The organism is Hymenobacter glaciei (assembly GCF_039539585.1).
GTDB lineage: Bacteria > Bacteroidota > Bacteroidia > Cytophagales > Hymenobacteraceae > Hymenobacter > Hymenobacter glaciei.
This window is the reverse complement of sequence record NZ_BAABDK010000017.1, coordinates 15,236-40,094: the sequence shown is the minus strand read 5'-3', so window position 1 is coordinate 40,094 and position 24,859 is coordinate 15,236. Positions and strand designations below refer to the sequence as shown.

The window sequence follows — 24,859 nt, the reverse complement described above, 5'->3', positions numbered from 1 at the left end:
CGGCCCAAAATGGGCCGGCTTTCAGTGTAATGGCATGGTGTGCGCCGATAACCAGTGAGTTAGCTCTGATATAGGTAGGAGCTATTTATAAGTTCTCGCGCAAATCCAGATTTCCTGCATTGATAGCCGGACGAATGCTAACGGCCAGGGTAATGAATATGATGGAAACGCAGGTAAACACCAGGTCCGATAGCTGCATTTTTACCGGGTACGACTCCACTACACTCGTGGCCATGCCCATGCTCACCAGCCCAAAGCGCTGTTGCAGCCAGCAGAGCGATACTCCCGTAACCAAGCCCACGGCAGCACCTACCAGCGCCACAATAGCCCCCACATACAAAAAGGTGCGGCGGATGGCCTGTTGGCTGGTGCCCATTGCCAGAAGCACCGCAATGTCTTTCTTCTTGTCGATGACGAGCATCGACAAGGAGAAGAAAATATTGAGCGAGGCAATCAGCAGAATCAGCGTGAAGGTGATGAACACAAACAGTTTCTCCACCTTGATGGCTTTAAACAAGCTCACGTGCTGCTCGTCTGAGTCCTGCACTTTATAGGCCGGGCCCAGAAGCTTGCGCAGCTCTTTCTTCACTTGGTCAATTTCGAAGCTCTGGCCCACTTTCACGTAGAGCGCCGTGCGCCGGGTGCCGTAGCCCAACAGCTGCTGCGCAAAAGAAAGCGGCACAAAAATGTAGCTGTCGTCGATGTGCTGTTCGATGAGGAACACCCCGCCGGCAATCAGGCTTTGCTGGTTGAACGCCTGGTCGGGGTTCATGCTGAGGGTTTTGCGGCCCGCCGTGTTGCGCGGGTAGAGCAGGCGCAGCGGCGCCAGCCGGTTGTTGAGCGTGATGCTGAGCTCGTGCTGCACGCCCGCGCCCACCAAGGCCACGTCGAGGCTGTCGCGGTGCAGGCGGTGGTCGCCCTCCCGGATGTTCGCATCAATCTGGCTCTGGCCGAAGTAGTTATCCGAGAGGCCGCGCATTTTTACCACCATTTGGCGGTCGTGGTATTGCAGCAGGGCATTGTCCTCAATTACCTGCGTGAGCAGGGCCACGCCTGGGGTGTTCTCCAGCTTCACCAGAAACGTGCGGTCCACATCGAAAGCTTTCCCCTTGGCTGCCGAAATCACCAGGTTTGGGTCGGACTTGCCGTAGAGCGTGCGCACCAAGTCCTCGAGCCCGTTGAACACCGACAGCACAATGATGAGCGCAGCCGTGCCCACCGCCACCCCAATCATCGAAATGTTGGAAATGATGGTGATGATGTTGCGCTTATTCTTGGAACGGAAGTAGCGCCGGGCAATGAGGAAGGGAACGTTCATAAATCACGGATTCGTCGGAGTTCACGCCGGTTAGGCGAATTCCGTGGACGATTCCTTGGGTGCTAGTAGAGAGGCCGCGCGGCAATTGCGAACGGAAAGCTACGCTAACGAAGACACAAAAGGAAAGTTAGCCGCACAAAGCCGACAGTTAGCAGCTTCCGCAAGTGACTAGCCGAATGAATTTCAGCCAGTTCATCATTTACTTCCAGGCCTTCACAATGAGGCCGGTGCCCGAGTCGTGGGTGCTGCGGGCATCGAGCCAGTTCAACAACAGGCAGAAGGGGAACACCACGGCGTAATAAAAAGGCAGCAGGACGAAAAACAGGCGCGACTTGCCCAGCATGAGAATGGGGTACTTCATGCTCAGCCGCCACGAAATCTGGCCGGGCTCGCCGTAGCTGTAGCGGGCCTCGATGCGCTCGAAGCCGGCGGTGCTCAGCTTCTGCTGAATCTCGCGGATGTTGTAGCCGTCGCGCACGTGCTCTTCAATAAAGCTGGTCTCGCCGTCGTCGTGCACGTCGGAGCCGCCCTGGTCGCTAGGGGTCGAAATCAGCAGCATGCCACCGTCCTTCAGCGAAGCGTGGATGTTGCGGAACACCTCCACGTCTTCCAGAATGTGTTCCATCACATCGACCGACAAAGCCAGGTCGAAGGTGTTGGGCTCCTGATACAGCACCAAATCCTGCACGGCAAACTGCACGTTGCGGCGGCCAATCTGTCGAAAAAAGTGGTTCGAATCAGCCACCTGGTCGTCCTTTACGTCCACGGCCAGAATGTCCCACTTTGAGCTCAAGCCGCTCATCCAGTACGTGTACTGACCATAGCCCGAGCCCGCGTCGAGAATATTCAGGGGCTCTTGGGTCCGGCCTTTGGCCCAGCGGCGCAGCTCGCGGTGCACGTGCCAGGTACGCAGCAGCAGCAAATCGAGCAGGTGGTAAAACAGCCGTCGCAGCCACGGCGTGCGGTTAAACACTTGGCCGAGCGTCTTCTTAATCGGGTCGTAGTACAAGTTTCAGAATGTGCTGATGTGGAAACGTGAAAATGTGCAGTGGAAATAGAAAAACGATTTTCTCATTTTCACTTCAACACATTTCCACATTCATAATTATTCGCCTTTAAAAAGACGCGGGCGGGCGGACTTGTCCTCTTCATCGCCCGAAGCGTCGTCCTTCGGGGCCGGCGGAATAACGAGCGTGCCCAGTATCTCGTCCATGTGGGCAGCGTAGGCCGCACTGTCGTCATGAAAAAAGATAAGCTCGGGCACCACCCGGGCCGTCTGGCGGATGCGCTTGGCCAGCGCATGGCGGATTTCCTTGCCGTTGTCGCGGATAATGGCCAGGCGCTGTTCGGCATCGCCGCCTAGCAGCAGGCTCAGGTACACGCGGGCCTGACCCAGGTCGGGCGTCACCTTCACGGTGCTGATGCCCGGGGCCATGCCGCCCCCGAACAAATGCGGCAAATCGCGCTGGAGCACGGAAGCCAGCTCCTGTTGCAGCAGGCTGGCCATTTTCTGTTGTCGTTTGCTTTCCATAATGACCAGCAAAGGTACGGGATAGGGGAGAAGGGCGTGAGGAATAAGAAGCAGGTGATAAAAAGGAAGGGCGACGTGCCGCGACAACGGGCCCGGTGCGCTTAGGCTGTTTCCCGCCATGGCCGGCAGAACCTGTCCTGCCGATACCTTTGCTTTAGCCCTTTTTCCTTATTCCTAATCCCCGCCCGCATTGCTTCGCTTTTTTAAAAGCTCTTTGCCCGCCCAGCTGGCGGCGCTGCTGCTGCTGCTGCTGGCCGTGCGCCTGCCGCTGCTGTGGCTGGGCCTGCCCCTCACGGCGGCCGAGCTGCGGGCGCTGCTGGTAGGCGAGCGGCTGCATGGCGGGGCCATTCCGTACCGCGACCTCTACGATGGCACGGCTCCGCTGGCTGCGGTTTTTTTCGCCGGCCTCGATGCTGTGCTGGCCCGGCCCGTGTGGCTCTACCGCATCACGGCGCTGGCCTTGCTGCTCATCCAGGCACTACGCCTGAACCTAGTGTTTGCCCGCTACGACGTGCACCCCGACCGCGGCTATGTCACGGCGCTCACGTATTTGCTGGTAGGCAGCATCAGCACCGATTTAGATGCGCTATCGCCGCTGTTGCTCGGCCACACCTTCATCGTGTTTGCCCTGAGCGCGCTGCTCCCCACCTCCCGCGAGGGCTACGACAACCGCCGCCTGTTCCGGGCCGGGTTTCTGATTGGAGTGGGGGCCCTCTGCTACCTGCCATTGGGCCTGTTTGTGCTAGTGGGCCTGTTTGCGGTGGTGATTTTCGCGGCCAGTTCGTTCCGCAGCTCCCTGCTATTGCTGTGCGGCTTCCTGTTCCCGTACGCATTGGTTGCTACGTTTCTCTTCTACAAAGAAGCACTGCCTGATTTCTGGCGACTGCACCTGCAGACGGGGCTGAACGACTTAATATCCAGCGGACTGCCCGCTGGCTTGCAGCTGCGGGTGCTGGTGGTGCCCATGCTGGTGCTGGCCGCTGGCTTGCTGCGGGCGTTGGGTACCTCGCTGGGCCTGGTTTTTCAGGTGAAGTTCCGCCAGATGATGTTGGTGTGGCTGGCAGTGGCGGCCGCCGCTGCTGCGGTAGAGCATGGCGCAGCGCCAGGTGTGCTGGTGCTCCTGCTTGCCCCAATGGCCTACTTCAGCCTGTTCCTGTGGCAACACGACCGCAAGCTGTGGTGGCTGGAGTTAGTGCTGCTGCTGCTGCTGAACGCGGCTTTGGTGCTGCGCTACCGCGCCTACGTGCCCCGTCTCGAAGCCATCCTGCACATGCCAGCCGAAAGCCGCTTCGGCCTCACCCCCGACCCGCGCTATGATGCTATTCGGGGCCAAACGCTGCTAGTGCTCGGCCCCGACGACCGCCCTTATTTCTACAACCATCCCGTCACGCCCTACCTCGACTGGACGCTCTCGCAGGCCGACTTCGGCCACCTCAACGAGTATGCCGCTGTGGTGCGCGTAGCCCAGAAAATGGGCCCGAAGCCTCCTGCTTACCTGCTCGACCAGGGTAGCCATGTGCCGCGCCTTAAGCAGTTGCTTCCGGGCATCTTTGGGGCCTACGAACTTACCGGTACGCCAGGTTTGTACAAACGGAAATAGAGGGAAAGAGCTAATCTGAAAGTAGTTAAGCCCGGTGGGCTTTCGTATCCATCTCTACTACATCCAGCACCAATACCGGCTGCTCCGCTCCGTGGGCACGCTGCGCAGGAAAACAGCCAGTGGCTCCAGTTCCGTCAGCAGGGAGGTGAAGGTGATGCTGCGCCCATCGTGCAGGTGGAGCGTCAGGTAATCGTATTTCGCCCAGAAGCTGCGGCGGGCCCGGCAGGTCACGCGGTCCACGCGGGCCAGGTCGCGCCGCTCAAAGGGCACCCGCTGGCCTGCTTCGTACACTTCGAAGCGGTTTTCAGTAGGCTGGAATGTTAGCGTGGTGTCGTGGTTCAACGTCCAGTAGCGCAGGTGCAGTAGCAGCGCCGGCCCACTTAGCACCAGCGTGAAAGCCACGAAGCCTAACGTCAGCGCCCATTCAAAGCCGCTCACGGGCGCATCACCCATTGCCACGGCGGGCAGCACGCTCAACCCGGCGCCCAGCGCCAGTAACGGCCAGAACAACAGCCGCATCTGCCGCGCCGCGGTGGCCCGGTACATGTGCGTGCGCTTCGAGAACAGCCCCGTGACCCAGCGCGCCGCGCCCAGCACCAGAAACAACACCACGGCCACTTCCAGCAGCGGGCGAAAAAAAGACGATTTCATGCCTGAGGAACCTGCGCGACTACGCCATCACGTGTACCCAGGGCTCGCCCTCAACGTGCGCCCGCAGGTGGCCGAAGCTCTCCAGGGCCAGTCCGTACTTGGCAAAAACCGCTTCTACGGCCGCACGCCCGGCAGGGGCTACGCACACCAGCAGACCACCCGAAGTTTGCGGGTCGCAGAGCCACGCCCGCTGCTCGTCGCTGATGGGGGCAATTTTGTGGCCGTAGCTGGTCCAGTTGCGAATGGTGCCGCCAGGTACGCTGCCTTGCTTCAGGTATGCTTCAGCCGCCGCAATTCGAGGCACTTTGCTGAAGTCGATTTCGGCCGTCAGGTGGCTGCCTTCGCACACTTCTGCCAAGTGCCCAAGCAAGCCAAAGCCGGTTACGTCCGTCAGAGCTGTCACGGCTTTCAGGGGGCTCAATTCCGCGCCAATCTTGTTCAATTGCATCATTTGGGCCGGCGCAATGCTGGCGTCCTCATCCCGCAGAATGCCTTTCTTCTGGGCCGTCGTCATAATGCCCACGCCCAGCGGCTTGGTCAGGAACAATTCTGAGCCAGCGGTGGCCGTGTCGTTCTGTTTCAGGTTTACGATATCAACCATACCCGTCACGGCCAACCCAAAAATGGGTTCCGGCGAGTCGATGCTGTGCCCGCCCGCCAATGGAATCCCCGCCTCAGCGCAAATACTGCGGGCTCCTTCCAGCACGCGGCGCGCCACTTCGGGCGGTAGCTTGTCCACAGGCCAGCCCAGCACGGCAATGGCCAGCAGCGGTCGCCCACCCATGGCGTACACATCCGAAATGGCATTGGCCGAGGCAATGCGCCCGAAATCGTAGGCATCATCCACAATGGGCATAAAGAAGTCGGTGGTCGAAATCACCGCTTGGCCCCCGCCGATGTCGTACACCGCCGCATCGTCGCGGCTAGCATTGCCCACTAATAGGTTGGGGTGCTCCGGCTGGGCAATGCTGGTGTGCAGCATCTGGTCGAGTACGGCCGGCGCGATTTTGCAGCCGCAGCCCGCGCCGTGGCTGTATTGGGTGAGCTTATATTCCATTAGGTATCGAATTGAGATGGGTACAAAAGTATGTAGCGTGGACGCTGCGAGTCCGCGCGTGGTAGGAACCACACGCAAACCCGCAGCGTCCACGCTACCGTCGTTTTGAAGTCTTACTTAATAGCCACCGGCAATTCCACGTTTTCCCAGCGCAGCACCAAACCTTTGGATGTCACCTCGTACGCTAGTCGCTCGGTCACGGCCGCAGTCTTGCGCGGCGTCACCATCACGCGCAGCGCGTCTTGCTTTTCATCGTATTTGAAAGCACCCCACTGCTTGGGCTCCTTATTAAATATGACCGTCCACTGGCCACTCTCGGCCGGAATCACGAAGAAGCCATACTTGCCAGCTGGCAGCGGCTTGCCTTCCACCGTAACGGCCTTGCTAAATTCTACGGTCGTTGCCTCATTGGCCCCAGCGCGCCACACCTTGCCATAAGTTTCCAAGCCTCCGAAAATCTTGCGGCCTTTCACGCCCGGGCTACTGTAGTTCACCGTCACGTCGGTTGCGCCAATCTTACCGGTAGCCGTGGCCGCCGGGCTGGGTTTGGCCGCGCCCTGGGTGGGAGCCGGCATCGTGGCGGGCATCGTTTGGGCCTGGGCGGCGGTACCAGCTAGGGCCAGCGTCAGACCAAAAGCGGCGGTGCGAAGGTTCAAGAATGATTTCATGGGAATTAACAACTGAAAATGAGGATGAGTGAGGCCGTGAATATCGGCTGCTGAATCGCAAACCTCTTATCAGCAGCCGAGGTTTGATAAAGACGCCAAGTGCCGGCGCGGTTGCAGCTGTTATCTCATCACCACCTGCCGTTTAGCTGCTCTATGCTACGGAGAGAGGTTGGGATGGCATCCTACGGCTGTTCCATCTTGCATTCGGCAGCCAATTGTCGTACCTTTGCCCCGAAGTTGGTATTCAATCTGATAAAGAGGGGACGCGCAGTCCCCTCTTTTTTTGCCCACTTGTTTCAAATCTTATGCACTTCGACCGCAACCTGCTGCTGGAAATGCTCCACGACGCCATCGGCGAAGAGGAGCTGTTCATCGTGAGCCTCACCGTGTCCGATTCGGTGCTGCCCAAGGTCACCGTCACCCTCGACGGCCCCAACGGCCTGGCCATCCAGGCTTGCGCCACCATCAGCCGCCGCTTGGCCCGCCGCATCGACGAGCACTATGGCGAAGAAGCCGCGTATTCGCTGGAGGTCACCAGCCCCGGCGCCGACCAGCCCCTGACCGACCCGCGCCAGTACCCGCGCCACATCGGCCGCTCGCTGGCTCTGAAACTGGCCGACGGCACTGAGAAAACCGGCACCCTCACCGCTGCCACCGCCGAGGGCGTGGAAATTGAGGAAGTCATCAAACAAAAAACCAAGAAAACCACCCTGCCCGCCGCGTTCTTTCCTTTCGGGGACATTGCAGAGGCCAAGGTCGTTATCTCTTTTAAGTAAGCTTTTCTAGTTGTCAGTTGCTCGTTGTCAGTTGTTTGTACCAACTGGAAATAGAACAACCTAACAACTGACAACGAATAACTGACAACTATAATGAACAGCCACGAACTAATCGAATCCTTCGGCGAATTTGCCCGGAGCAAAAACATCGACCGTCCCACGATGATGAGCATCTTGGACGACGTGTTTCGCACCATGATTCGCAAGAAGTACGACCAGGACGAAAACTTCGACGTTATCATTAATCCTGATAACGGTGACTTGGAGATTTGGCGCAACCGCGAAATCGTGGACGATAACTCGGAGGATATCTGGGACCACGACAAAATTCCGCTGGCTGAGGCGCAGAAAATCGAGCCCGACTTTGAAGTAGGCGAGTCGGTAGCCGAAGGCGTGAAGTTGGAGGACTTCGGCCGCCGCGCTGTGCTCATGGCCCGCCAGACGCTGATTCAGCGCGTGAAGGACCTCGAGCGCGACAACCTGTACCAGAAGTACAAGGACCAGGTAGGTGAAATCGTGACCGGCGAAGTGTACCAGGTGTGGAGCCGCGAGGCCCTCATTATGGACAAGGATGACAACGAGCTGGTGATGCCGAAAGGCGAGCAAATTCCCAAGGACCGTTTCCGTAAGGGCGACACCGTGCGTGCGGTCGTGCATCGCGTGGAAGTGATTAACGGCACGCCGAAAATCATTCTCTCCCGCGCCGCGCCAGCTTTCCTCGAGCGTCTGTTCGAACTGGAAGTGCCCGAGATTTACGACGGCCTCATCGTTATCAAGAACGTGGTGCGCGAGCCCGGCGAGCGCGCCAAAGTAGCCGTAGAAAGCTACGACGAGCGCATCGACCCCGTGGGCGCCTGCGTGGGCATGAAGGGCAGCCGCATCCACCCGGTGGTGCGCGAGCTCGAAAACGAGAACATCGACATCATCAACTACACCGACAACCTCGAACTCTATATTGCGCGGGCACTATCGCCGGCCAAGGTGGGTTCTATGAAGATAAACCAGGAAAACGGCCGGGTTTCCGTGTTCATGAAGCCCGACCAAGTGAGCCTGGCCATCGGCCGCGGCGGTGCCAACATCAAACTGGCCAGCCGCTTGGTGGGCATGGAAATCGACGTGTTCCGCGAAGCCATCGACTACGAGGAAGACATTTCGCTGGACGAGTTCCAGGACGAAATCGAGCCTTGGGTACTGGCCGAGCTGAAAAAAATCGGTTTGGACACCGGCCGTGCTGTATTGGCCGTGAAGAAGGATGACATCGTGCGTCGCACGGAGTTGGAAGAAGAAATGGTGGACGATGTGTACCGCATTATCCGTCAGGAATTTGCCGACGACGAAGACCTCGACGACAACTCGCTGGAAAGCGCTAAAAACCGCGTTACGACTGGCAAAACGGCCGAAGCGACCGAAGAAGAAGCTGCCGTTACGCACGCATCGGCCACCGAAACTGCTGCTGAACACACGCCCCTGGCCGATGCCACCGAGGATACCACCACAACTACAACTGAGGATGCGGGTGCGAGCTCTCCCGCCGAGCCAGCCCAATGACGGCCGCGCGGCCGGTACGGCAAGGGTAACAAATCGAGCCAGCAGGCGCGGTTTGTGCCCTGCTGGCAAGATTTAATGTAATACCTTTGCAATTAGAAGCGTATCGTACGCGAGAAAAGATAGAATGGCGGAAGCAACCCCGAAACGGCTACAACAGGCGGCCAAAGACCTGAATATTGGAATGGACAGGGTGGTAGAAGCCCTGGCCAAAAAAGGTATACAAGTAGAGAACAAGCCGACCACCAAGCTCACCGGTGAGCAAGTGGCTTCGCTGGAGAAGGAATTCGCCGCCTCTGCCCACGACCGTCAAGAAGCCCAGAAAGTCATTCAGGCCAAGCGCCAGAGCGACCTCGACGCGGCTCCCAAACCTGTTGCCCATGCCCCGCGCCCCGCGCCGGTGGCTGCGCCTGCGCCGGCCCCCAAGCCGGCTGCACCGGTTGCGCCAGTCGCTGCTGCTCCTGTGGCTGCTGCTCCCGCTCCGGTTGCTCCCGCAGCGCCTGCGGCACCAGTTGCCGCTGCTCCAGCCCCTACACCTGCCCCCGAAGCACCCAGCGTGCCCGGCCTGAAAGTGTTGGGTAAAATTGAGCTGGATAGCAAAGGCCGCGTGGTTCCGCCCCGGGCCGCTGCGCCCGCTCCCGCGCCAGTAGCAGCTGCTCCGGCTCCCACGCCCGCTCCGGTTCCGGCTGCGCCGAAAGTAGAAGCTCCGGCAGCCCCCGCACCTGCTCCTAAAGTAGAAGCCCCCGTCGCTCCGGCGCCGGTTGCTGCTCCGGCTCCCGTAGCCCAGCCTGTAGCGAAAGCTGAACCGGCAGCCCCTACGCCGGCTCCCGTGGCTGCTGCTCCCGCCGCACCTGCTGCCCCAGTAGCTCCTGCAGCAGCTTCGACCCCAGCCGCGGCAGCAACTCCGGCTGCTCCGGCCGAGCCTGCCGCAACACCTGAAGACACCAGCACCATAGTTGCTAAGTCGGACACGCTGAAAGGCCTGACCGTGCTTGGTAAGATTGATTTGTCGTCCATCAACAACGACCGGCGTGGCCCGGGTGGCCGTGGCCCCCGCCCCATTGCTTCGTCGGATGTGAGCAAGCGCGGCCTGCCTGCTGGCCCCGGCCAGAAGAAGCGCGCCCGCCTGCCCGGTCCTGCTGGCAGCACTACATCGCCCCCTAGCCCCGGTTACCAGGGCAACCGCCCTGCTGGCGGTGGCACCGGTGGTGGCTACCAAGGCAATCGCCCTGCTGGCGGCCCCGGCCAAGGCGGCAACCGTCCCGGTGGTCCTGGTCAGCGCCCCGGCCAGAATGCGGCTCCGAAACCTAATGCTCCCGCACTCACTCCTGAACAGGCTGAAAAGCAGATTCAGGAGCAGATTAAGGCCACGTTGGCCAAGCTCGGTGGCAACAAGGGCGGCAACAATCAGAACCGCGCCAAGTACCGCCGCGACAAGCGCAGCATGCTGGCGGAGGACCGCGAGGCCCTGCGCGCGCAGAACGAGCTCGACGCCAAAATTCTCAAACTCACTGAATTCATCTCGGCCAACGACTTGGCTTCGCTGATGGACGTGAACGTGAACGAGGTGATTAAGGTGTGCCTGGGCATGGGCATGTTCGTGTCCATCAACCAACGCCTCGATGCCGAGGCTATTACCGTGATTGCCGATGAATTCGGCTTTGACGTGGAATTCCTGTCGGCTGAAGAGGAAGAGATTGATGTGGATGCCGGTGATGCCGCGGAAGACTTGGTGCACCGTGCCCCCATCGTTACCATCATGGGCCACGTCGACCACGGCAAAACGTCGCTGCTTGACTACATCCGCGATGCGAGTGTGGCCAAAGGCGAAGCCGGCGGCATCACGCAGCACATTGGTGCCTACGAGGTGCGGACCAAATCGGGCCAGCCCATTACCTTCCTTGACACGCCTGGTCACGAAGCCTTTACGGCCATGCGTGCCCGTGGTGCCAAGGTAACGGACATCGCCATCATCGTGGTAGCTGCCGACGACTCGGTAATGCCGCAGACCAAGGAAGCCATCAACCACGCCCAAGCGGCTGGGGTACCGATTATCATCGCCCTCAACAAGATTGACAAGCCTACTGCTAATCCCGAGAAAATCCGCGAGGAGCTTTCCCAGATTAACATTCTGGTGGAAGAATGGGGTGGCAAATACCAGAGCCAGGAGGTTTCGGCCAAGTCGGGCATCGGTATTGAAGAGCTACTGGAAAAGGTGCTGCTGGAGGCCGAATTGCTCGACCTGAAAGCCAACCCCGACCGTGGTGCCATCGGTACCGTAATCGAAGCCTCGCTGGACAAAGGCCGTGGCTACGTAACCACCGTGCTGGTGCAAACGGGTACGCTGAACGTGGGCGACATTATCCTCGCCGGTCCGCACTTTGGCCGCGTAAAGGCCATGACTGACCACCGCGGCAAGAAAATGAAGACTGCACCGCCCGCTACGCCGGTGCAGGTACTTGGTCTGACCGGTGCCCCGCAGGCCGGCGACCGCCTCCAAGTAATGGAGACGGAGCGCGAGGCCCGCGAGATTGCCACTCAGCGCTTGCAGCTGGCCCGTGAGCAAACCATCCGGACCAAGAAGCACATCACGCTTGACGAAATTGGTCGCCGCTTGGCAATTGGCTCGTTCAAGGAACTCAACATCCTGGTGAAGGGCGACGTGGACGGCTCGGTAGAGGCACTCTCCGACTCGCTGCTGAAACTGAGCACGCCGGAAGTAAAAGTGAACATCCTCTCGAAAGGGGTGGGTGCTATCTCGGAAAGCGACGTGCTGCTGGCTTCGGCTTCCGACGCCATCATCATTGGCTTCCAGGTTCGGCCCTCGCAGAGTGCCCGCAAGCTGGCCGAGAACGAGCAGATTGATATCCGCCTCTACTCCATCATTTACAACGCCATCAACGAGGTGAAGGATGCCATGGAAGGCATGCTGGCCCCGACGGTGCAGGAAGTGGTGACGGCCAACGCCGAAGTACGCATGGTGTTCAACATCACCAAGGTGGGCACCATTGCCGGCTGTATGATGACAGAAGGCACCCTGACCCGCAAAACCAAGGTGCGGGTGGTTCGCAACGGCATTGTGATGTACACCGGCGATATCCAGGACCTCAAGCGTTTCAAAGACGATGTGAGCGAGGTGCGCCAAGGCTACGAATGTGGTATCTCCATCAAGGGCTTCAACGAGCTGATTGAAGGCGACAACATCGAAGGCTTCGAAGAAAAGGAAATCAAGCGTACGCTGTAAGCGCCGCTGATTGCCGAGAATTAAAGTGGCGCAGGCTTCGGTTTCCGAAGTTTGCGCCACTTTTGCGTTTCACCTTGAAACGGATACTAATGGAAGGTTCTCCTACTGAAGATGAAGCGCAACAAACCTACTCGGTACAGTTGCGCCTGCGCCGGGTGATACATGAGGATGCCTACGTATCGGTGCTGATTGATGAAAAGGTGGTGCAGTTGCAGAAAGACGGCACCAGCACAATTGATTTTGAAAAATTTGTGGCAGAGGCCATTCGTATCAGCGCAGCGCCAGAAGTGGATTGGCAAGTGGAAGGTATCCAAACCGACGCACATCCGATACAAGCTGTGCGGCCCGTAGACCGTGATGTGGTGGACAGTTTCTACCTGCCGGATGAGCAATAAAAAACCTCCGGCACTTGAAGTGCCGGAGGTAAAGGAGCAACTTTGGGGTTAGCTGGTTCCTAGAAAAATAGGAATCTGTGCTGGCCTTTGTGTTTATGCACCAACGGCTTGCCCTCGGGGTTGGAACTGCCCATAAAATGGCTTTGGCCGCGCTTGTTTTCAGCATAGCCGGGCTTGCCGGCCTGAGCTTTGAACTTCCGCACCCGGAAACCACCGCCGGAGCGATTCGAGTCAAACTGGCGGTCGGGGCCTTTGGCGCCGAAGCTGGTGTTGCCCGTGCGGGCTTCGAGCAGGGCTAACTGCTGGTCCTGCTTGATTTCAGCGGGCGACATGGCTGCGCGGCGCTGATTACGGGCCAGTTCTTGGGCGTTGGTGCTGTTGGTGCGGGCCGCTTCGGGGTTTTTATTCTGGCCGGGCTCGGGGAATGCAGGGCCGGTTTGGGCCTGCGCCACGGCGGCGGTACCAAAACTCAAAGCGCCCAGCAGGGCAGCAGTAATCAGCTTATTCATGCGAGAAAGGTGGTGATGAAGAGGTGGCGTTGGCGGCTTAACGAGTATAGTGAGTGAGGGGTTCCATTCGGAAAGTGAAAATTGCCAACCGAATTAGAATTAAGGCGAAGTTCGCAACTTGTACTGAATCCGTCGCTTACCTAGTGCAAATAAAACGAAAACTTTAACTACAAATGCAAAAACGCCACCTGTCATTCGACAGACGGCGTTTTTTTCTCGTTGGAGGTTGGCTTGCTTACAGGCGGCCGCTGCGGAGGGCATCGCGGATTTCGGCCAGCAATAACTGGTCCTTGGTAGCTGCGGGCTCGGCGGCTACCACCACTTCCGTGGGCTTCTTGAAGCGGTTGGCCAGCTTCACCACCCAAAAAATAACGAAGGCGATAATGACGAAGTAAATGAGGGCATTGATGAAATTGCCGTAGGCGATGGTAGCCGCTTTGGCATCCTGGGCAGCTTTCAGCGTGTCGTAGTGCTTGCCATCGAGGGTAAAGAATTTTTCGTTGAAGTTGACCCCGCTCGTGAAGACGCTAAGGATGGGCACGACGATGTCGTCGGTAAGCGACGTCACGATTTTGCCAAAGGCCCCGCCGATGATAACGCCGACCGCCAAGTCGAGCACATTGCCTTTTGAAATGAATTCTTTGAATTCAGATACAAATCCCATAACTGTGAGGGTGAAGAAGGTTAGAAGAAAGTAGTTCGAATTTAAAGCTATGTGTTTTCGTTTGGATACGTGGCCATTGGGCCAGGCGAACAAAGATGAGGCTCCAGGGCAGGAGAGGAATACTGATTTCGTTGGGCAAGGACCTGCAGGCGATGAACCGCACGGCTGGCGCGCTTAGCCGCGCCCCGATGCGGGCAGTATCTTTGGCGTTGCCGGACCAACCTGCAACCCCGGCCCTTCGCGCTTATGTCCACCACCTTCGAAAACCTGCTGTACGACCTCGATGCTGCCAGCGGCATCCTCACCATCACCCTCAACCGCCCCACCAAGCTAAATGCGCTGAATGCGGCCACCATTGCCGAAATCGACGCCGCCGTAGAACAGGCGCTGGATGAGCCGCTGGTACGTGGCATTATCCTCACGGGCAGCGGCGAGAAGGCCTTCGTGGCCGGCGCTGATATTGCCGAACTAGCGGCGCTCACACCCGCCCAGGCCGCTCGGGCCTCCGAGCGCGGCCAGGAAGCTTTTATCCGCATTGAGGAAAGCACCAAGCCCGTGATTGCCGCCGTGAATGGCTTTGCGCTGGGCGGCGGCTGCGAGTTGGCCATGGCCTGCCACATGCGCGTAGCTTCGGAGAATGCCCGTTTCGGCCAGCCCGAGGTGAACCTGGGCCTGCTACCGGGCTACGGCGGCACCCAGCGCCTGCCACAGCTCATTGGCAAGGGCAAGGCCATTGAGCTGCTGCTCACGGCCGACCAGGTGAAAGCGGACGAGGCCCTGCGCCTGGGTCTGGTGAACCACGTGGTGCCACAGGCCGAGCTGCTGGATTTCTGCCGGCAGCTGCTGGGCAAGATTCTGGGCAAGGCTCCCGTGGCCGTGGGGCTGGTGCTGGAGTGCGTGAATGCGCACTACGACAAGGAGACCGACGGCTACGCGGCCGAGGCGCACGCGTTCGGGCAGGCTTTTGAAACCGATGATTTTCAGGAAGGCACCAATGCTTTCGTGGAAAAGCGTGCGGCGGTATTTCAGGGCAAGTAGGGCGAAGCCTTTGCTTCGCCTCTCGCCGCATGGCGGCGAATAGTAAACCAGAACTTGACAGTGCCCGCAGTATCGCCGCGAGGCAGCGAATGGCGAAGCGAAGGCTTCACCCTACTTTATTATGAGTGTAGCTAAAAAACTAGCCTCGCAGACGGCAGTGTATGGCGTGAGCAGTATTGTGGGCCGGGTTCTCACCTACCTGCTGGTGCCGATATACACGGCGGCGTTTGCGGCGGCCGAGTACGGCGTAGTGACGGGGCTATATGCCTACGTATCGTTTCTAAACGTGGTGTTTACCTACGGTATGGAAACCACGTTTTTCCGTTTCGCCAACCGGCCGGGTACTGACCGCAAAGAGCTATACGACCGGGTGGTGAGCCTGTTGCTGGTAAGCACGGTGTTGCTAACGGTGCTCCTGATGCTGTTGGCGCGGCCGCTGCTAGGGCTGCTGGAAATTCCGGCAGGCAATGAGCAATACGCGGTGTGGGTGGCCCTAATTCTCGGTTTGGATGCGCTGACGGCTATTCCATTTGCCCGGCTGCGACTGGAGAACAAGGCGCGCAGGTTTGCCGGCATTAAACTGGCCGGCATCGTGGCCAACGTGGTGCTGAACCTGTTCTTCATCGTATTTTGCCCGGCCGTGATGAGCGGCAAGTGGCTGCCGGGGCTACAACCATTGGTGGCGCGCCTCTACGACCCCACCGTGGGCGTGGGCTACGTGTTTCTGAGCAACCTGTTTGCCAGTGGCCTCACGTTGCTGCTGCTGGGCCGCGAGTTGCTGGACTTCCACTTCCGCCTGAGCCTGGCATTTCTGAAGCCGTTGTTGCAATACGCCTACCCGCTGATGCTGATGGGTCTGGCTGGCATGGTGAACGAGACGCTGGACCGCATTCTACTGCCTAAATGGCTGCCTAATAACTTCTACCCGGGCCAGAGCAGCCTCACCGCAGTAGGCATTTATGGAGCCTGTTACAAGCTGAGTATTTTCATGTCGCTGGTCATTCAGGCTTTTCGCTACGCGGCCGAGCCGTTCTTCTTCGCTCAGAGCACCGACAAGAATTCGCCGGCCACGTTTGCCATGATTTTGAAATGGTTTACGCTGTGCTGCGCGGTTATTTTCGTTGGCATCAGCCTGAATGTGGAGGATTTTGGACGTTTGTTTCTGCGGCGCCCGGAGTATCTGCAGGGCTTGGTGGTGGTGCCCATTCTGCTGCTGGCCAACCTGTTTCTGGGCGTGTACTACAACCTGTCGGTGTGGTTCAAGCTCACCGATAAAACCTATTATGGCACCTACATCGGGGCGGGCGGTGCGGTGCTCACCATTGCGCTCAACTTCCTACTGATTCCGGTGTTGGGGTATTTGGGTAGCGCCATTGCTACGCTGGCCTGCTATTTCATGATGGCGATACTGTGCTGGCGGCTGGGCGAGCGTCACTTCCCGGTGCCGTACCCGGCGCTGCGACTGGGGCTGTGGCTGCTGTTTGCCTCGGGGCTGGTGGCGTTAGGCTGGTACGTGCACCCCGAGGACTGGTGGGTGCGCCACGCCTGGCACGCGGGGCTAACGCTGGCGTTTCTGGCAGCGCTCTACTTTGTGGAACAGCCGCGCCGGGCCATTGCATCCCCACCGGCTACCCCTGCTTAAAAACAAAAAAGCCCGGCCATTGCGGCCGGGCTTTTTTGTTTTTAAGCAGTAGCGAAGGTGGATGACTACGCCAGAACTTCCTCGGTGATGGTGCTGGCGAAGGCCAACAAATCGGCTTCGCGGAAGGCACCGGCCATCACCTGGAGGCCGATAGGTAAACCAGCGGCATCCTCGCCAACAGGCACCGAAATGGCGGGTACGCCAGCCAATGAGGCCTGCACTGTGAAGATGTCGGCGAGGTACATGCTCACCGGGTCCTGCTTCTCGCCGATGTTAAAGGCTGTAGTAGGCGTGGTTGGCAGCACCAGGAAATCATATTGGCGCAGCAACTCGTCGGTCTTCTCCTTGATGAGGCGACGCACGCGCTGCGCCTTGGTGTAGTAGGCGTCGTAGTAGCTCGCGCTGAGCACGAACGTGCCCAGCAGGATGCGGCGTTGCACCTCGGGGCCAAAGCCTTGGGCACGGCTCTTTTTGTACATCGACTCCAAATCCGTGGCATCCGGGGCGCGGTAGCCGTACTTCACGCCATCAAAGCGGCCCAGGTTAGAGCTGGCTTCGGCGGTGGTGAGGATGTAGTAGGTTGGAATCATGAAATCGAGGTAGGGGAAATCCACTGCCTCCACTACATGGCCTTGGCCGCGCAGCACGTCTAGCTGGGTTTCCATGGCGGCCTTGATTTCGGGGTTCAGGCCCTCGTTATTCACGGCGTCGGCAATATAGCCGATGCGGTAGTGAGGGGCGGGCGTGAGCTGCTGGCTGTAAGCAGGCACCTCGCGCTGGCTGGCGGTGCTGTCCATGCCATCGGGGCCGGCCATTACCTCGGTCAGCAGGGCCGCATCGGCCACCGAGCGAGTGATGGGACCAATTTGGTCGAACGACGAGGCGAAGGCCACCAGCCCGTAGCGCGAAATGCGCGAATAGGTTGGTTTGAAGCCAATTACACCACAGAACGCAGCTGGCTGGCGCACCGAGCCGCCGGTGTCAGAACCAATCGAGGCCAGGCACATATCGGCCTGTACTGCTACGGCCGAGCCGCCCGACGAGCCCCCAGGCACCCGGTTGGGGTCGATAGCATTGCGGGCCGGGCCGAAATACGAGGTTTCATTCGAGCCGCCCATGGCAAACTCGTCGCAGTTCTGGCGGCCGATGATGATGGCATCCGCATCGAGCAAACGCTGCACGGCCGTGCCGGTATAAAGCGACTTGAAACCGTCGAGCATACGGCTGCTGCTTTGCAGCGAATGGCCGGCGTAAGCCAGTACGTCCTTGATACCGATAACCATACCGGCTAATTGGCCGGCCGTGCCGGCGGCCAGCTTGGCATCTACGGCACCGGCCTGGGCGCGGGCCTCGTCGGGCCACACCTCCAGAAAGGCATTGAGGTGCTGCTGACGCTCGATGTTATCGAGATAATAGTCAACGAGCTGGCGGCAGGACGTATTGCCTGCCGCCAGCTCGCTGCGAACTTCGGATAATGACTGAAAACGCTTCAAACTTGATGCAGATTTAGGTGACCGATGGCAGAGAAACTACACGCCGGAATCGGCGGGCAGGTAAGGCTGGCGGGGCTGAGTGCCTTCAGGAGCTAAGTTGGGGGGCAACACGGTAGCCACAGGCGGGGCCGGGTCGTGGTGGTCGGCCGTAGGCATGGCCGGGGTGGCAGGTGCAGCCCACGGGTCGAAACCGGAGCCCTCAGCAGCCACCGGAATTGGCGTAGAGTGCTGCTGCGGCTGCGGCGCGTAGGGGTCGGGCTGCTGGTACGGCTGGTTCGGAACAGCGGGCTGGCCGGACTGCTCGAACTCGCGGCGGATTTCGGTGCTGGCATCCTTGAACTCGCGAATGCCTTTGCCAAGGCCACGCGCTAATTCCGGAATTTTGTTAGCTCCAAAAAAAATCAGGATGACGACCATGATGAGCATGAGCTCAGAGCCGCCAATATCGCCTAAGAATAATACGAATGGAGTGTGCATGGCTAATAAAAGCGCGGCTTAGCGCGGCTGGTTGGTAGGGTCGTTGGGGTTGTAGACCGGAGGCGTGGGCTGCTGGTAGCCGTTCGGCTGCTGATTATAACCGGGCTGTTGGTTGTAGTTAGGCTGCTGGGGCTGGCCGTGGCCGGGCTGCTGCGAAGGGAACTGCTGCTGGTAAGGCGGCTGGCTGGGCTGGTCGCGGTATTGGGGCTGCTGCTCCTCGGGCTTGGTGCTGGCGTCTTTGAACTCGCGCACCCCCTGGCCCATGCCTTTAAACAACTCGGGAATGCGCTTGGCGCCGAACAGCAGGATAACCACAAAAAGGATAAGCAGCATTTCGGTGGTGCCGAAGCTGCCGATAAGAAACAGGGAATGGAGCATCAGAGGGTGGGCGCCTGGGCCCGATGGAGGGTTAGAAAAACGGATATACGCAGCCAAACGGGTTTTGGAGTGCCAAAGATACCGCCGATAGATGTTTTGCCGATGAACCCGCGTTAGCCGGCCCAAACAACTGGTTTAACCGCCACAACACCTGAGTTAACCGGAAGGTGCTAACCCATCGTAGAAGGTAGCCTTAGCTTTGTTGAGTTACGCTTCGTTTCTACCGCCTGCTTTGTTCCGCAGGGTTGTTGCTTTTTCCGACCGCCATGACACTACCCAATCCCTGGTTTCCGGCTGCCGACGAGGCTGAACGGCTCGATGCCCTGCACAGCTACAACATCCTCGATACGGAATCCGACCCGGTGTTTAACGACCTGGCGTTGTTGGCAGCCTTTGTGTGCGGCACCCCCATGTCGTTGGTAACGCTGCTCGATGAAGACCGGCAATGGTCCAAGGCCATGGTGGGCCTCGATTTAAATGTATTACCACGTGAGCAGGCTTTCTGCGATACGGCCGTTCGGGCGGTGGGTGCCAGTGGCGTATTTGAAGTGCCCGACACCGTAAACGATGCCCGCTTTGCCAACAATGCGCTGGTGACGGGTTCTCCCCATATTCGCTTCTATGCCGGGGTACCACTGCTAACGCCCGAGGGCTACCCGTTGGGGACCTTGTGTGCCCTTGATACCGTGCCCCGTGCCCTGAGCACCGACCAGCGCGAAGCCATGCGCCTGCTGGCCCGGCAGGTAATGACCCACTTAGAGCTGCGCCGCACCCGCCTGCTGCTCGACGACGAGCGGCAGAAGCTGGAAGGCGTTATTCGGCTGGCCGGGCGCACCCATGGGCTGGTTCCGGCCAATACCCGCCCCGACATCTTTGTGAAGCAGGACCAGCGCCTGCTGCGTGTGCCCACCAGCGACCTGCTATATGTAGAAGCCCTGGGCGATTACGTGAACCTTCATTTGGCGCGCGAGCGCCTCACGGTGTACGGCACCATGAAGGACCTCGAAACCAAGTTGCCCAGCAGCGAGTTTGCGCGCATCCACCGCAAATACATTGTGCGGCTCGACCGCATCGTGGCTATTGAAGGAGACACGGTATCGCTCGATGGGGGGCCGGCTACGGGGCCAGGGCGCCTGCCGCTGCGCGTATCAATTGGCAGTTCTTACAAGGCTGGCTTGCTGGCCCGCCTGACAGTGATTTAGCACAGTCGCTACGCTGCTTGCTCCACCCAACATGGTGAAACCCGCCGTTCGTCGGCTAAATTGGATATTTCAACGAAATGCGCCTTTCGCGGGCAGCGCAGTAGTGCATCTTTGATATGGTTATCGGCAGGAGCAGGTTAGTAACCCCTCTAGCCGACAGCTAAGTTTGTTTTCATAGCTCGGAAAGACCCGCACCTTTGGTTCGGGTTTTTTTTTGCGCGATGGTTTAACGGTGTCCCAGCCAGTTTTCCGGGTTCAGATTGGACGAGTTGTGCCACACCTGAAATTGCACCTCAGAGGTACCCTCACTGTCGGTAGCCACCGTGCCGATTACCTCGCGAGCCCGCACGCGCTGGCCTTCCTGCACGTTCACGGAGCGCAGCTTGGCATACACCGTGAAGAAGTCGCCGTGCTGAATCATCACGATGGTGTTCATGCCCGCGATGTTGGTAATGGTGAGTACTTTGCCATCGAAGCACGAGCGTATTTCCTCACCGGCGTCGGTCTGAATATCGACGCCCCGGTTTTCGACGGTCACGTTTCTTAGCACCGGGTGCGGGTGGCGACCGAAGCGCTGGCTGATGAATCCCCGGCTGACTGGCCAGGGCAGGTGGCCGCGGTTGCCGGAGAACGACGACGACGCTAAGGCAGTTTCGGGGGTGAGGGCAATGCGCACGGCGCGGCGGTCGGCGGCGGCTTCGGCGGCGGTTTCGGGCGCGTCGCTTTCGGGCGCGGCGGTGGGGTCGTCGCTGCGGCTTTCGGTGGTGGCGGTGGCTTCGTCGCGGCGGGTAGGGGTGGCGTTGTTGCTGCGGCTGCGGGCGGCTCGGGCTTCGCGTTCGGCGGCTCGGGCAGCTTCGCGGCGGGCGGCGAGGCGGGCAGCGCGGGCGGCGCGCACAATTTCTTCGCGCACGCGCTCAGCAATCAGGTTGTCGAGGCGGTTCACGGCCTGGCGGCGCTCTTCCAGCTCCTGGCGCAGGCCCTGTTCCTGCTGGCTGAGCTGTTGCACCATTTCATCTTCCTTCGACTTCAGGCTGAGTAGGTTGCGGTTTTCGTTGAGCTGGCTGTTGAGCAGACTGCTTTTGCGCTGCTGCTGCCGCGTGAGGCCCGTGAGCTGCTCGTGCAACCGGTACTGCGTGCCCATGATGCGGGCTGCCTGCCGCTGCCGCTCCTCGGTGTACTGCCGGATGTAGCGCAGGCGCAACGAAAACTGGTTGAACGACTCCGCGGCAAACAGGAACATGAGCCGGTTGAAGCCATTGGCTGTTTTGGAAGCCGTGTACAGCAAGCGCCCATACTCGGCCTTGAGTTGGGCCAGGGTTTGCTGGGTTTGCACCACCTGGCGCACCGTCTGGTGCACGTTGGTTTCAATGCCCTGCAGCTGCGTCGAGATGCCGCGAATCACCTGTTTCTTTTCCGTCAGCTTTGCGCTGATGACGTGCAGCTGACCCAGGCTCACCTTTTTCTTGGCCTGCGTCTGGTCGAGGGCCTGGCTGGTGCGCTCTATCTGGCGCAGGTTGGTTAGGCGCTCACGCTCCAACTGGGCCTTGCTCTTGGCGCGGGGCCCGGTGGCGCGGCGCGGGGCCGGCGCGCGGCGGGTGGGGGCAGGGCGCGGGGCTTGCTTTTGCGTTCTGCCCCGGCGCACCGGCTGGGGGCGTTTTTTCTGGGCCAGCGCCGGGCCGGCCAGCAACCATACCCCCAGCAGTACCAGCAACCACCAATAGCCCCGGCGTGCGCCAGCCGCTGAAGGAAGTGCTACAATATCGGCTTGGGGTACCTGCTTGTTCAACTGAGGGAGTATTCAAAAACCTACCAATCTGATAGAAAGGCAAAATTAGGCAGCCGCCGGGGCATTTCGTGCGTTGGAAGTAGCGCGAACTCTTAGTTCGCGTCCCCCCACCGCTCACTGCAGTTTTAATGGTGCGAAGACGGCGCGGAAACGCGGACTAAAAGTCCGCGCTACAGGGCTTAGCGCATGCGGCGGTAGCCTTTGGGTACATCAAACGGGAAAGAAAGCCGCGTGCGGCTCACCTCCACCTTGTTGTAGTTGATGGCCGCCGTGACGGCTCCGGCCGAGGGTTGCTGCGCCTGAATGAACAGCGAATGCGCGAAGGGCAGCGTCGGCTGCGTTTCAAGCGGCTGGAAATCGGTGTAGTCCACGGTGAGGTTGCGCTGGGCGGCGGCATCGCTCAGGTGCAGCTGCTGCACGCGGCCGGTGTTGCCGGCCTGCAACAGGTGCTCAACCAGCACGCTGCTCAGCTTGTAGCTTACCCGTTGGCGGGCCGCCTCTTCGGTTGCTACCGTCGGCGTGGTGCCGGCAGGGGCGGGCAGGTAGTCGCCCAGCAGCAGGGTTTGCATCTGCTCGAAGCTCACGGGCACGTTCAGCAGCTTGCTGAGGTAGCCGTAGCCGCCGCTGAAGTAGGTCTTTTCGAGGCGGTTGATAACGCGTACCGAGTCGTGGGTGAGTACGGCGCGTACGCCCTCAAAACCCGCCAGCCCGGCCGTTACCCAGATAATGCTGTCGCGGCGCATGCGCACCGACAGGTTTGCCCCTTTTTTGTCGCCCTTCATCGTTACCTGCGCTTTCCCTTTGATGGTGAGGAAGTCAAAAGCGGTGTTCTTGGCCAGCACCGAAGGAAGAGCCGGCTCCGCAACGGAGGTAGAAGTGCCTGGGCCGGTGGTCGAAACAGTGGGCGTGGCCTTGCGGGCGCAACCGGCCAGCCCAAGGCCCAGGGCCAGCAGCAGCGAGTATTTATTCATAAAGCTTGTGTTCTTTCAGTTTGCGCTCCAGCAGGTCGGAGGTGCCGCCGGCTTTGCGGGCGCGCTGCCACGCAGTGTCGGCCTTTTCCTTATCGCCGAGCTGGTAGAGGATGTCGCCGTAGTGCTCGATGATGGAGCCATCGGTCGACTTCGGAATAATTCTATCGAGGGCTTCCTTCGCCCCGGTGTAGTCTTTTTGCTTATACAGCACCCAGGCGTAGGTGTCGAGGTAGGTTTCGTTGTCGGGAAACTGCTTCACGACCTTGCCGGCCATGGTTTTGGCCTTGTCGAGCTTCACGCCACGCAGCGAGAGGTAGTAGCTGTAGTTGTTTAGTACCAGCACATTGTTGGGGTCGCTGGCCAGCGAAGCCTCGTAGGCGGCATCCGACTTGTCGTCTTCGTGCAGCTCGTGGTAAGCCTCGCCCAGCTGGGCATCGAACTGAGCCAGCAGCGCGGCATTGTTGGTCGCCAGCTTACGGCCGTGTTCCAGCGACTTGGCCGCGCGGGCCGGCTGCTTTTTCAGCTGGTAGGCAATGCCGTTGTAAAACCAGAACTGCGCCTGGTTTGGGAAAATTTCCAGCGCGCGGTTGCTGTGCAGCAGCAGCGAGTCGGTCTGGTTCAACTCGCCATCGAGCCCGATAACCTGCTGCCACACCTCAAACTTGGAGTTGTCGTAGCGCAGGGCCCGCGAGTAGGCGTTGCGGGCCTCGGCCTTGCGGTCGGTTTGTACCAGCACATCGCCGCTGATGGCGTAGGCCTTGGCATCGCGCGGGTGGGCCGCCACGGTAGCTGCTGCCAGGTCGCGGGCCAGCTGGTTGATGGATTCCTGCGGGCTGGGCAGCTGCTTGAGGTAGCCGATAAGGATGCGCACGGCCACATCAATGTCCAGCGACGGGCTGCTCAGGGCCAAGCGCAGCTCTTGGGCCGATTCGGTGGCCAGGTTCTGCTGGCGGTACACGTCGGCCAGAATCAGGTGGGCCTGGGCGGCGGCGGGGTCGAGGCGCAAGGCCTGCTGCGATACGCGCAGGGCATCGGGCAGGCGGTTGTTGTTGGCGTACAGCTCGGCCTGGGCCAGCACGTAGCGCACTTCGTTGGGGTTGGCCTTGATGAGCTTTTCGCCCTCGGCTAAGGCCAAATCCAGCTTGTTCTGCTTAAGGTAAATCTGCTGCTTCTTAAACGAAATCTCGTCTACCTGCCCAAACTCCTTCTCGGCCTGCTCGAGCGTGGTCAGCGCTTCGGGCAGCTTGCTTTGGGCCAGGTACAGGTCGGCGAGGTTGAAAAGGTAGCCGCCCGAGTTGGGCACCTCCTTGATGAGCGTGGCGTAGGTTTTTATGGCCGAGTCATACTGCTTCTGGCTGGCCTGAATCTGGGCCAGCAGCAGGTAGTAGTAGGCATTCTTGGGGTCGATGCGGGTAGCCGATTCGGCGTAATTAGCGGCATCGCGCAGGTTGCCGCTCAGCATGTTGGCCTCCGCAATCTTGTAATTGATGGCTGCGTTGTCCGGGTCGAGGGCGTAGGCCTTCAGCAGGCTTTCGAGGGCCTTGTTGTAGTCTTCGAGCAGCGAATACTTCACACCGTCCACGAACAGGGCTTCGCTGCGCTCCCGCTCGCGCTCGGTCATCAGCGACGACATTTGGGCGCGCAGGGCCGCCCGCTTGGCGCGGGCATCGGCCAGCTTTTTCTCCAGCTCGCGCTGCTCTTTTTCGAGGGCCCGCTGCTGGCGACGGCTCAGGGGCTTTTCGGGCGCGCTGCTGCCCCCGGGCACCTGGGCCCCTACACCGCCCAACAGGCCGGCCCACAACACCACGCTCAGCACAACTCGACGCATCATAGCAGCCATACAACAAAGCCGGGCGCAGGGCCCGGCTCCCAAAATTAAGGGGAATAAGCCAACGACGCGGCCCCCACCGGGAA

General features: G+C 59.8%; 21 protein-coding genes and 1 pseudogene. 8 read left to right on the top strand and 14 right to left on the bottom strand.

Translation table 11 applies throughout. From position 1 onward, the window contains the following. Positions 1–85: 85 nt before the first annotated feature. From ABD837_RS11015 to ABD837_RS11005, 3 genes are all read right to left on the bottom strand, one after another. On the bottom strand, positions 86–1,318 hold the full coding sequence (locus tag ABD837_RS11015; RefSeq protein ID WP_345054115.1) for an FtsX-like permease family protein: 1,233 nt from the start codon (positions 1,316–1,318) through the stop codon (positions 86–88). A gap of 199 nt (positions 1,319–1,517) precedes the next feature. Beyond that, on the bottom strand, positions 1,518–2,327 hold the full coding sequence (locus ABD837_RS11010; RefSeq protein WP_345054112.1) for a class I SAM-dependent methyltransferase: 810 nt from the start codon (positions 2,325–2,327) through the stop codon (positions 1,518–1,520). Between the two features lie 96 nt (positions 2,328–2,423). Then, entirely contained in the window at positions 2,424–2,849 is a 426-nt protein-coding gene (locus ABD837_RS11005; RefSeq protein WP_345054109.1) for a ribosome-binding factor A, read from the bottom strand. A gap of 190 nt (positions 2,850–3,039) precedes the next feature. Between ABD837_RS11005 and ABD837_RS11000 the strand changes: the two genes are divergently transcribed. Then, the gene (locus ABD837_RS11000; RefSeq protein WP_345054107.1) at positions 3,040–4,449 is read left to right on the top strand and encodes a hypothetical protein; all 1,410 of its coding nucleotides are present in this window, start codon (positions 3,040–3,042) and stop codon (positions 4,447–4,449) included. Between the two features lie 57 nt (positions 4,450–4,506). On the opposite strand, the gene ABD837_RS10995 is transcribed toward ABD837_RS11000, so the two are convergent. From ABD837_RS10995 to ABD837_RS10985, 3 genes are all read right to left on the bottom strand, one after another. Next, positions 4,507–5,100, bottom strand: a complete 594-nt coding sequence (locus ABD837_RS10995) for a PH domain-containing protein (RefSeq protein WP_345054105.1) — start codon at positions 5,098–5,100, stop codon at positions 4,507–4,509. 19 nt (positions 5,101–5,119) lie between these two features. Further along, positions 5,120–6,157 carry a selenide, water dikinase SelD gene (gene selD, locus ABD837_RS10990; RefSeq protein ID WP_345054103.1) on the bottom strand — a complete coding sequence of 346 codons (1,038 nt, stop codon included), beginning with the start codon at positions 6,155–6,157 and terminating at the stop codon, positions 5,120–5,122. Positions 6,158–6,270: 113 nt separating this feature from the next. After that, positions 6,271–6,825 carry a DUF2911 domain-containing protein gene (locus tag ABD837_RS10985; RefSeq protein ID WP_425554335.1) on the bottom strand — a complete coding sequence of 185 codons (555 nt, stop codon included), beginning with the start codon at positions 6,823–6,825 and terminating at the stop codon, positions 6,271–6,273. Positions 6,826–7,130: 305 nt separating this feature from the next. On the opposite strand from ABD837_RS10985, the gene ABD837_RS10980 reads away from it, so the two are divergent. The 4 genes and pseudogenes from ABD837_RS10980 (at position 7,131) to ABD837_RS10965 (ending at position 12,785) form a co-directional block, all read left to right on the top strand. Then, a complete protein-coding gene (locus tag ABD837_RS10980) occupies positions 7,131–7,601 on the top strand; it encodes an LSm family protein (RefSeq protein WP_345054100.1) in 471 nt (156 codons plus the stop codon). Between the two features lie 93 nt (positions 7,602–7,694). Beyond that, positions 7,695–8,927 (top strand): annotated as a pseudogene (gene nusA, locus ABD837_RS10975) (transcription termination factor NusA); the annotation flags it as partial. A gap of 403 nt (positions 8,928–9,330) precedes the next feature. Then, positions 9,331–12,390, top strand: coding sequence for a translation initiation factor IF-2 (gene infB / locus ABD837_RS10970; protein ID WP_425554334.1), 3,060 nt, complete (start codon positions 9,331–9,333; stop codon positions 12,388–12,390). An 89-nt stretch (positions 12,391–12,479) separates the two neighbouring features. Then, entirely contained in the window at positions 12,480–12,785 is a 306-nt protein-coding gene (locus ABD837_RS10965) for a hypothetical protein (RefSeq protein ID WP_345054095.1), read from the top strand. A 59-nt stretch (positions 12,786–12,844) separates the two neighbouring features. On the opposite strand, the gene ABD837_RS10960 is transcribed toward ABD837_RS10965, so the two are convergent. Both ABD837_RS10960 and mscL read right to left on the bottom strand, forming a co-directional pair. After that, positions 12,845–13,294, bottom strand: a complete 450-nt coding sequence (locus ABD837_RS10960; protein ID WP_345054092.1) for a hypothetical protein — start codon at positions 13,292–13,294, stop codon at positions 12,845–12,847. A 235-nt stretch (positions 13,295–13,529) separates the two neighbouring features. Then, positions 13,530–13,958: a large conductance mechanosensitive channel protein MscL gene (gene mscL, locus ABD837_RS10955; RefSeq protein ID WP_345054090.1), complete on the bottom strand. Its 429-nt coding sequence runs from the start codon at positions 13,956–13,958 to the stop codon at positions 13,530–13,532. 246 nt (positions 13,959–14,204) lie between these two features. On the opposite strand from mscL, the gene ABD837_RS10950 reads away from it, so the two are divergent. Next, a complete protein-coding gene (locus ABD837_RS10950; RefSeq protein WP_345054087.1) occupies positions 14,205–14,996 on the top strand; it encodes an enoyl-CoA hydratase/isomerase family protein in 792 nt (263 codons plus the stop codon). Between the two features lie 121 nt (positions 14,997–15,117). Then, positions 15,118–16,638 (top strand): oligosaccharide flippase family protein, encoded by a 1,521-nt coding sequence (locus ABD837_RS10945; RefSeq protein ID WP_345054085.1) that lies wholly within the window; start codon positions 15,118–15,120, stop codon positions 16,636–16,638. 65 nt (positions 16,639–16,703) lie between these two features. Here ABD837_RS10945 and gatA read toward each other — a convergent pair whose 3' ends face one another. Genes gatA through ABD837_RS10930 form a run of 3 tightly spaced genes read right to left on the bottom strand, consistent with a single transcriptional unit; the run spans position 16,704 to position 18,986 of the window. Then, entirely contained in the window at positions 16,704–18,131 is a 1,428-nt protein-coding gene (gatA, locus tag ABD837_RS10940) for an Asp-tRNA(Asn)/Glu-tRNA(Gln) amidotransferase subunit GatA (protein ID WP_345054082.1), read from the bottom strand. 36 nt (positions 18,132–18,167) lie between these two features. Beyond that, positions 18,168–18,608 carry a twin-arginine translocase TatA/TatE family subunit gene (gene tatA / locus ABD837_RS10935; RefSeq protein WP_345054080.1) on the bottom strand — a complete coding sequence of 147 codons (441 nt, stop codon included), beginning with the start codon at positions 18,606–18,608 and terminating at the stop codon, positions 18,168–18,170. Positions 18,609–18,626: 18 nt separating this feature from the next. Next, positions 18,627–18,986, bottom strand: a complete 360-nt coding sequence (locus ABD837_RS10930) for a Sec-independent protein translocase subunit TatA/TatB (RefSeq protein ID WP_345054077.1) — start codon at positions 18,984–18,986, stop codon at positions 18,627–18,629. A gap of 266 nt (positions 18,987–19,252) precedes the next feature. Between ABD837_RS10930 and ABD837_RS10925 the strand changes: the two genes are divergently transcribed. Continuing rightward, a complete protein-coding gene (locus ABD837_RS10925) occupies positions 19,253–20,188 on the top strand; it encodes a GAF domain-containing DNA-binding protein (protein WP_345054075.1) in 936 nt (311 codons plus the stop codon). A gap of 226 nt (positions 20,189–20,414) precedes the next feature. Here ABD837_RS10925 and ABD837_RS10920 read toward each other — a convergent pair whose 3' ends face one another. From ABD837_RS10920 to ABD837_RS10910, 3 genes are all read right to left on the bottom strand, one after another. Beyond that, entirely contained in the window at positions 20,415–21,974 is a 1,560-nt protein-coding gene (locus ABD837_RS10920) for a murein hydrolase activator EnvC family protein (RefSeq protein ID WP_345054073.1), read from the bottom strand. A gap of 179 nt (positions 21,975–22,153) precedes the next feature. Further along, complete coding sequence (gene lolB1 / locus ABD837_RS10915; protein ID WP_345054071.1) at positions 22,154–22,945, bottom strand: lipoprotein insertase outer membrane protein LolB1; 792 nt, start codon at positions 22,943–22,945, stop codon at positions 22,154–22,156. After that, positions 22,938–24,776: a tetratricopeptide repeat protein gene (locus ABD837_RS10910; protein ID WP_345054069.1), complete on the bottom strand. Its 1,839-nt coding sequence runs from the start codon at positions 24,774–24,776 to the stop codon at positions 22,938–22,940. The genes lolB1 and ABD837_RS10910 overlap by 8 nt, the downstream gene beginning before the upstream one ends. Positions 24,777–24,859 lie beyond the last annotated feature (83 nt).

Excerpts from the sequence above, each read along its gene's own strand:
- ABD837_RS11015 (WP_345054115.1), bottom strand. The coding sequence starts at position 1,318 with ATGAACGTTCCCTTCCTCATTGCCCGGCGCTACTTCCGTTCCAAGAAT.
- ABD837_RS11005 (WP_345054109.1), bottom strand. The coding sequence starts at position 2,849 with ATGGAAAGCAAACGACAACAGAAAATGGCCAGCCTGCTGCAACAGGAG.
- ABD837_RS10995 (WP_345054105.1), bottom strand. The coding sequence starts at position 5,100 with ATGAAATCGTCTTTTTTTCGCCCGCTGCTGGAAGTGGCCGTGGTGTTG.
- selD (WP_345054103.1), bottom strand. The coding sequence starts at position 6,157 with ATGGAATATAAGCTCACCCAATACAGCCACGGCGCGGGCTGCGGCTGC.
- ABD837_RS10985 (WP_425554335.1), bottom strand. The coding sequence starts at position 6,825 with ATGAAATCATTCTTGAACCTTCGCACCGCCGCTTTTGGTCTGACGCTG.
- ABD837_RS10980 (WP_345054100.1), top strand. The coding sequence starts at position 7,131 with ATGCACTTCGACCGCAACCTGCTGCTGGAAATGCTCCACGACGCCATC.
- infB (WP_425554334.1), top strand. The coding sequence starts at position 9,331 with ATGGACAGGGTGGTAGAAGCCCTGGCCAAAAAAGGTATACAAGTAGAG.
- ABD837_RS10965 (WP_345054095.1), top strand. The coding sequence starts at position 12,480 with ATGGAAGGTTCTCCTACTGAAGATGAAGCGCAACAAACCTACTCGGTA.
- ABD837_RS10960 (WP_345054092.1), bottom strand. The coding sequence starts at position 13,294 with ATGAATAAGCTGATTACTGCTGCCCTGCTGGGCGCTTTGAGTTTTGGT.
- mscL (WP_345054090.1), bottom strand. The coding sequence starts at position 13,958 with ATGGGATTTGTATCTGAATTCAAAGAATTCATTTCAAAAGGCAATGTG.
- ABD837_RS10950 (WP_345054087.1), top strand. The coding sequence starts at position 14,205 with ATGTCCACCACCTTCGAAAACCTGCTGTACGACCTCGATGCTGCCAGC.
- ABD837_RS10945 (WP_345054085.1), top strand. The coding sequence starts at position 15,118 with ATGAGTGTAGCTAAAAAACTAGCCTCGCAGACGGCAGTGTATGGCGTG.
- tatA (WP_345054080.1), bottom strand. The coding sequence starts at position 18,608 with ATGCACACTCCATTCGTATTATTCTTAGGCGATATTGGCGGCTCTGAG.
- ABD837_RS10930 (WP_345054077.1), bottom strand. The coding sequence starts at position 18,986 with ATGCTCCATTCCCTGTTTCTTATCGGCAGCTTCGGCACCACCGAAATG.
- ABD837_RS10925 (WP_345054075.1), top strand. The coding sequence starts at position 19,253 with ATGACACTACCCAATCCCTGGTTTCCGGCTGCCGACGAGGCTGAACGG.
- lolB1 (WP_345054071.1), bottom strand. The coding sequence starts at position 22,945 with ATGAATAAATACTCGCTGCTGCTGGCCCTGGGCCTTGGGCTGGCCGGT.
- ABD837_RS10910 (WP_345054069.1), bottom strand. The coding sequence starts at position 24,776 with ATGATGCGTCGAGTTGTGCTGAGCGTGGTGTTGTGGGCCGGCCTGTTG.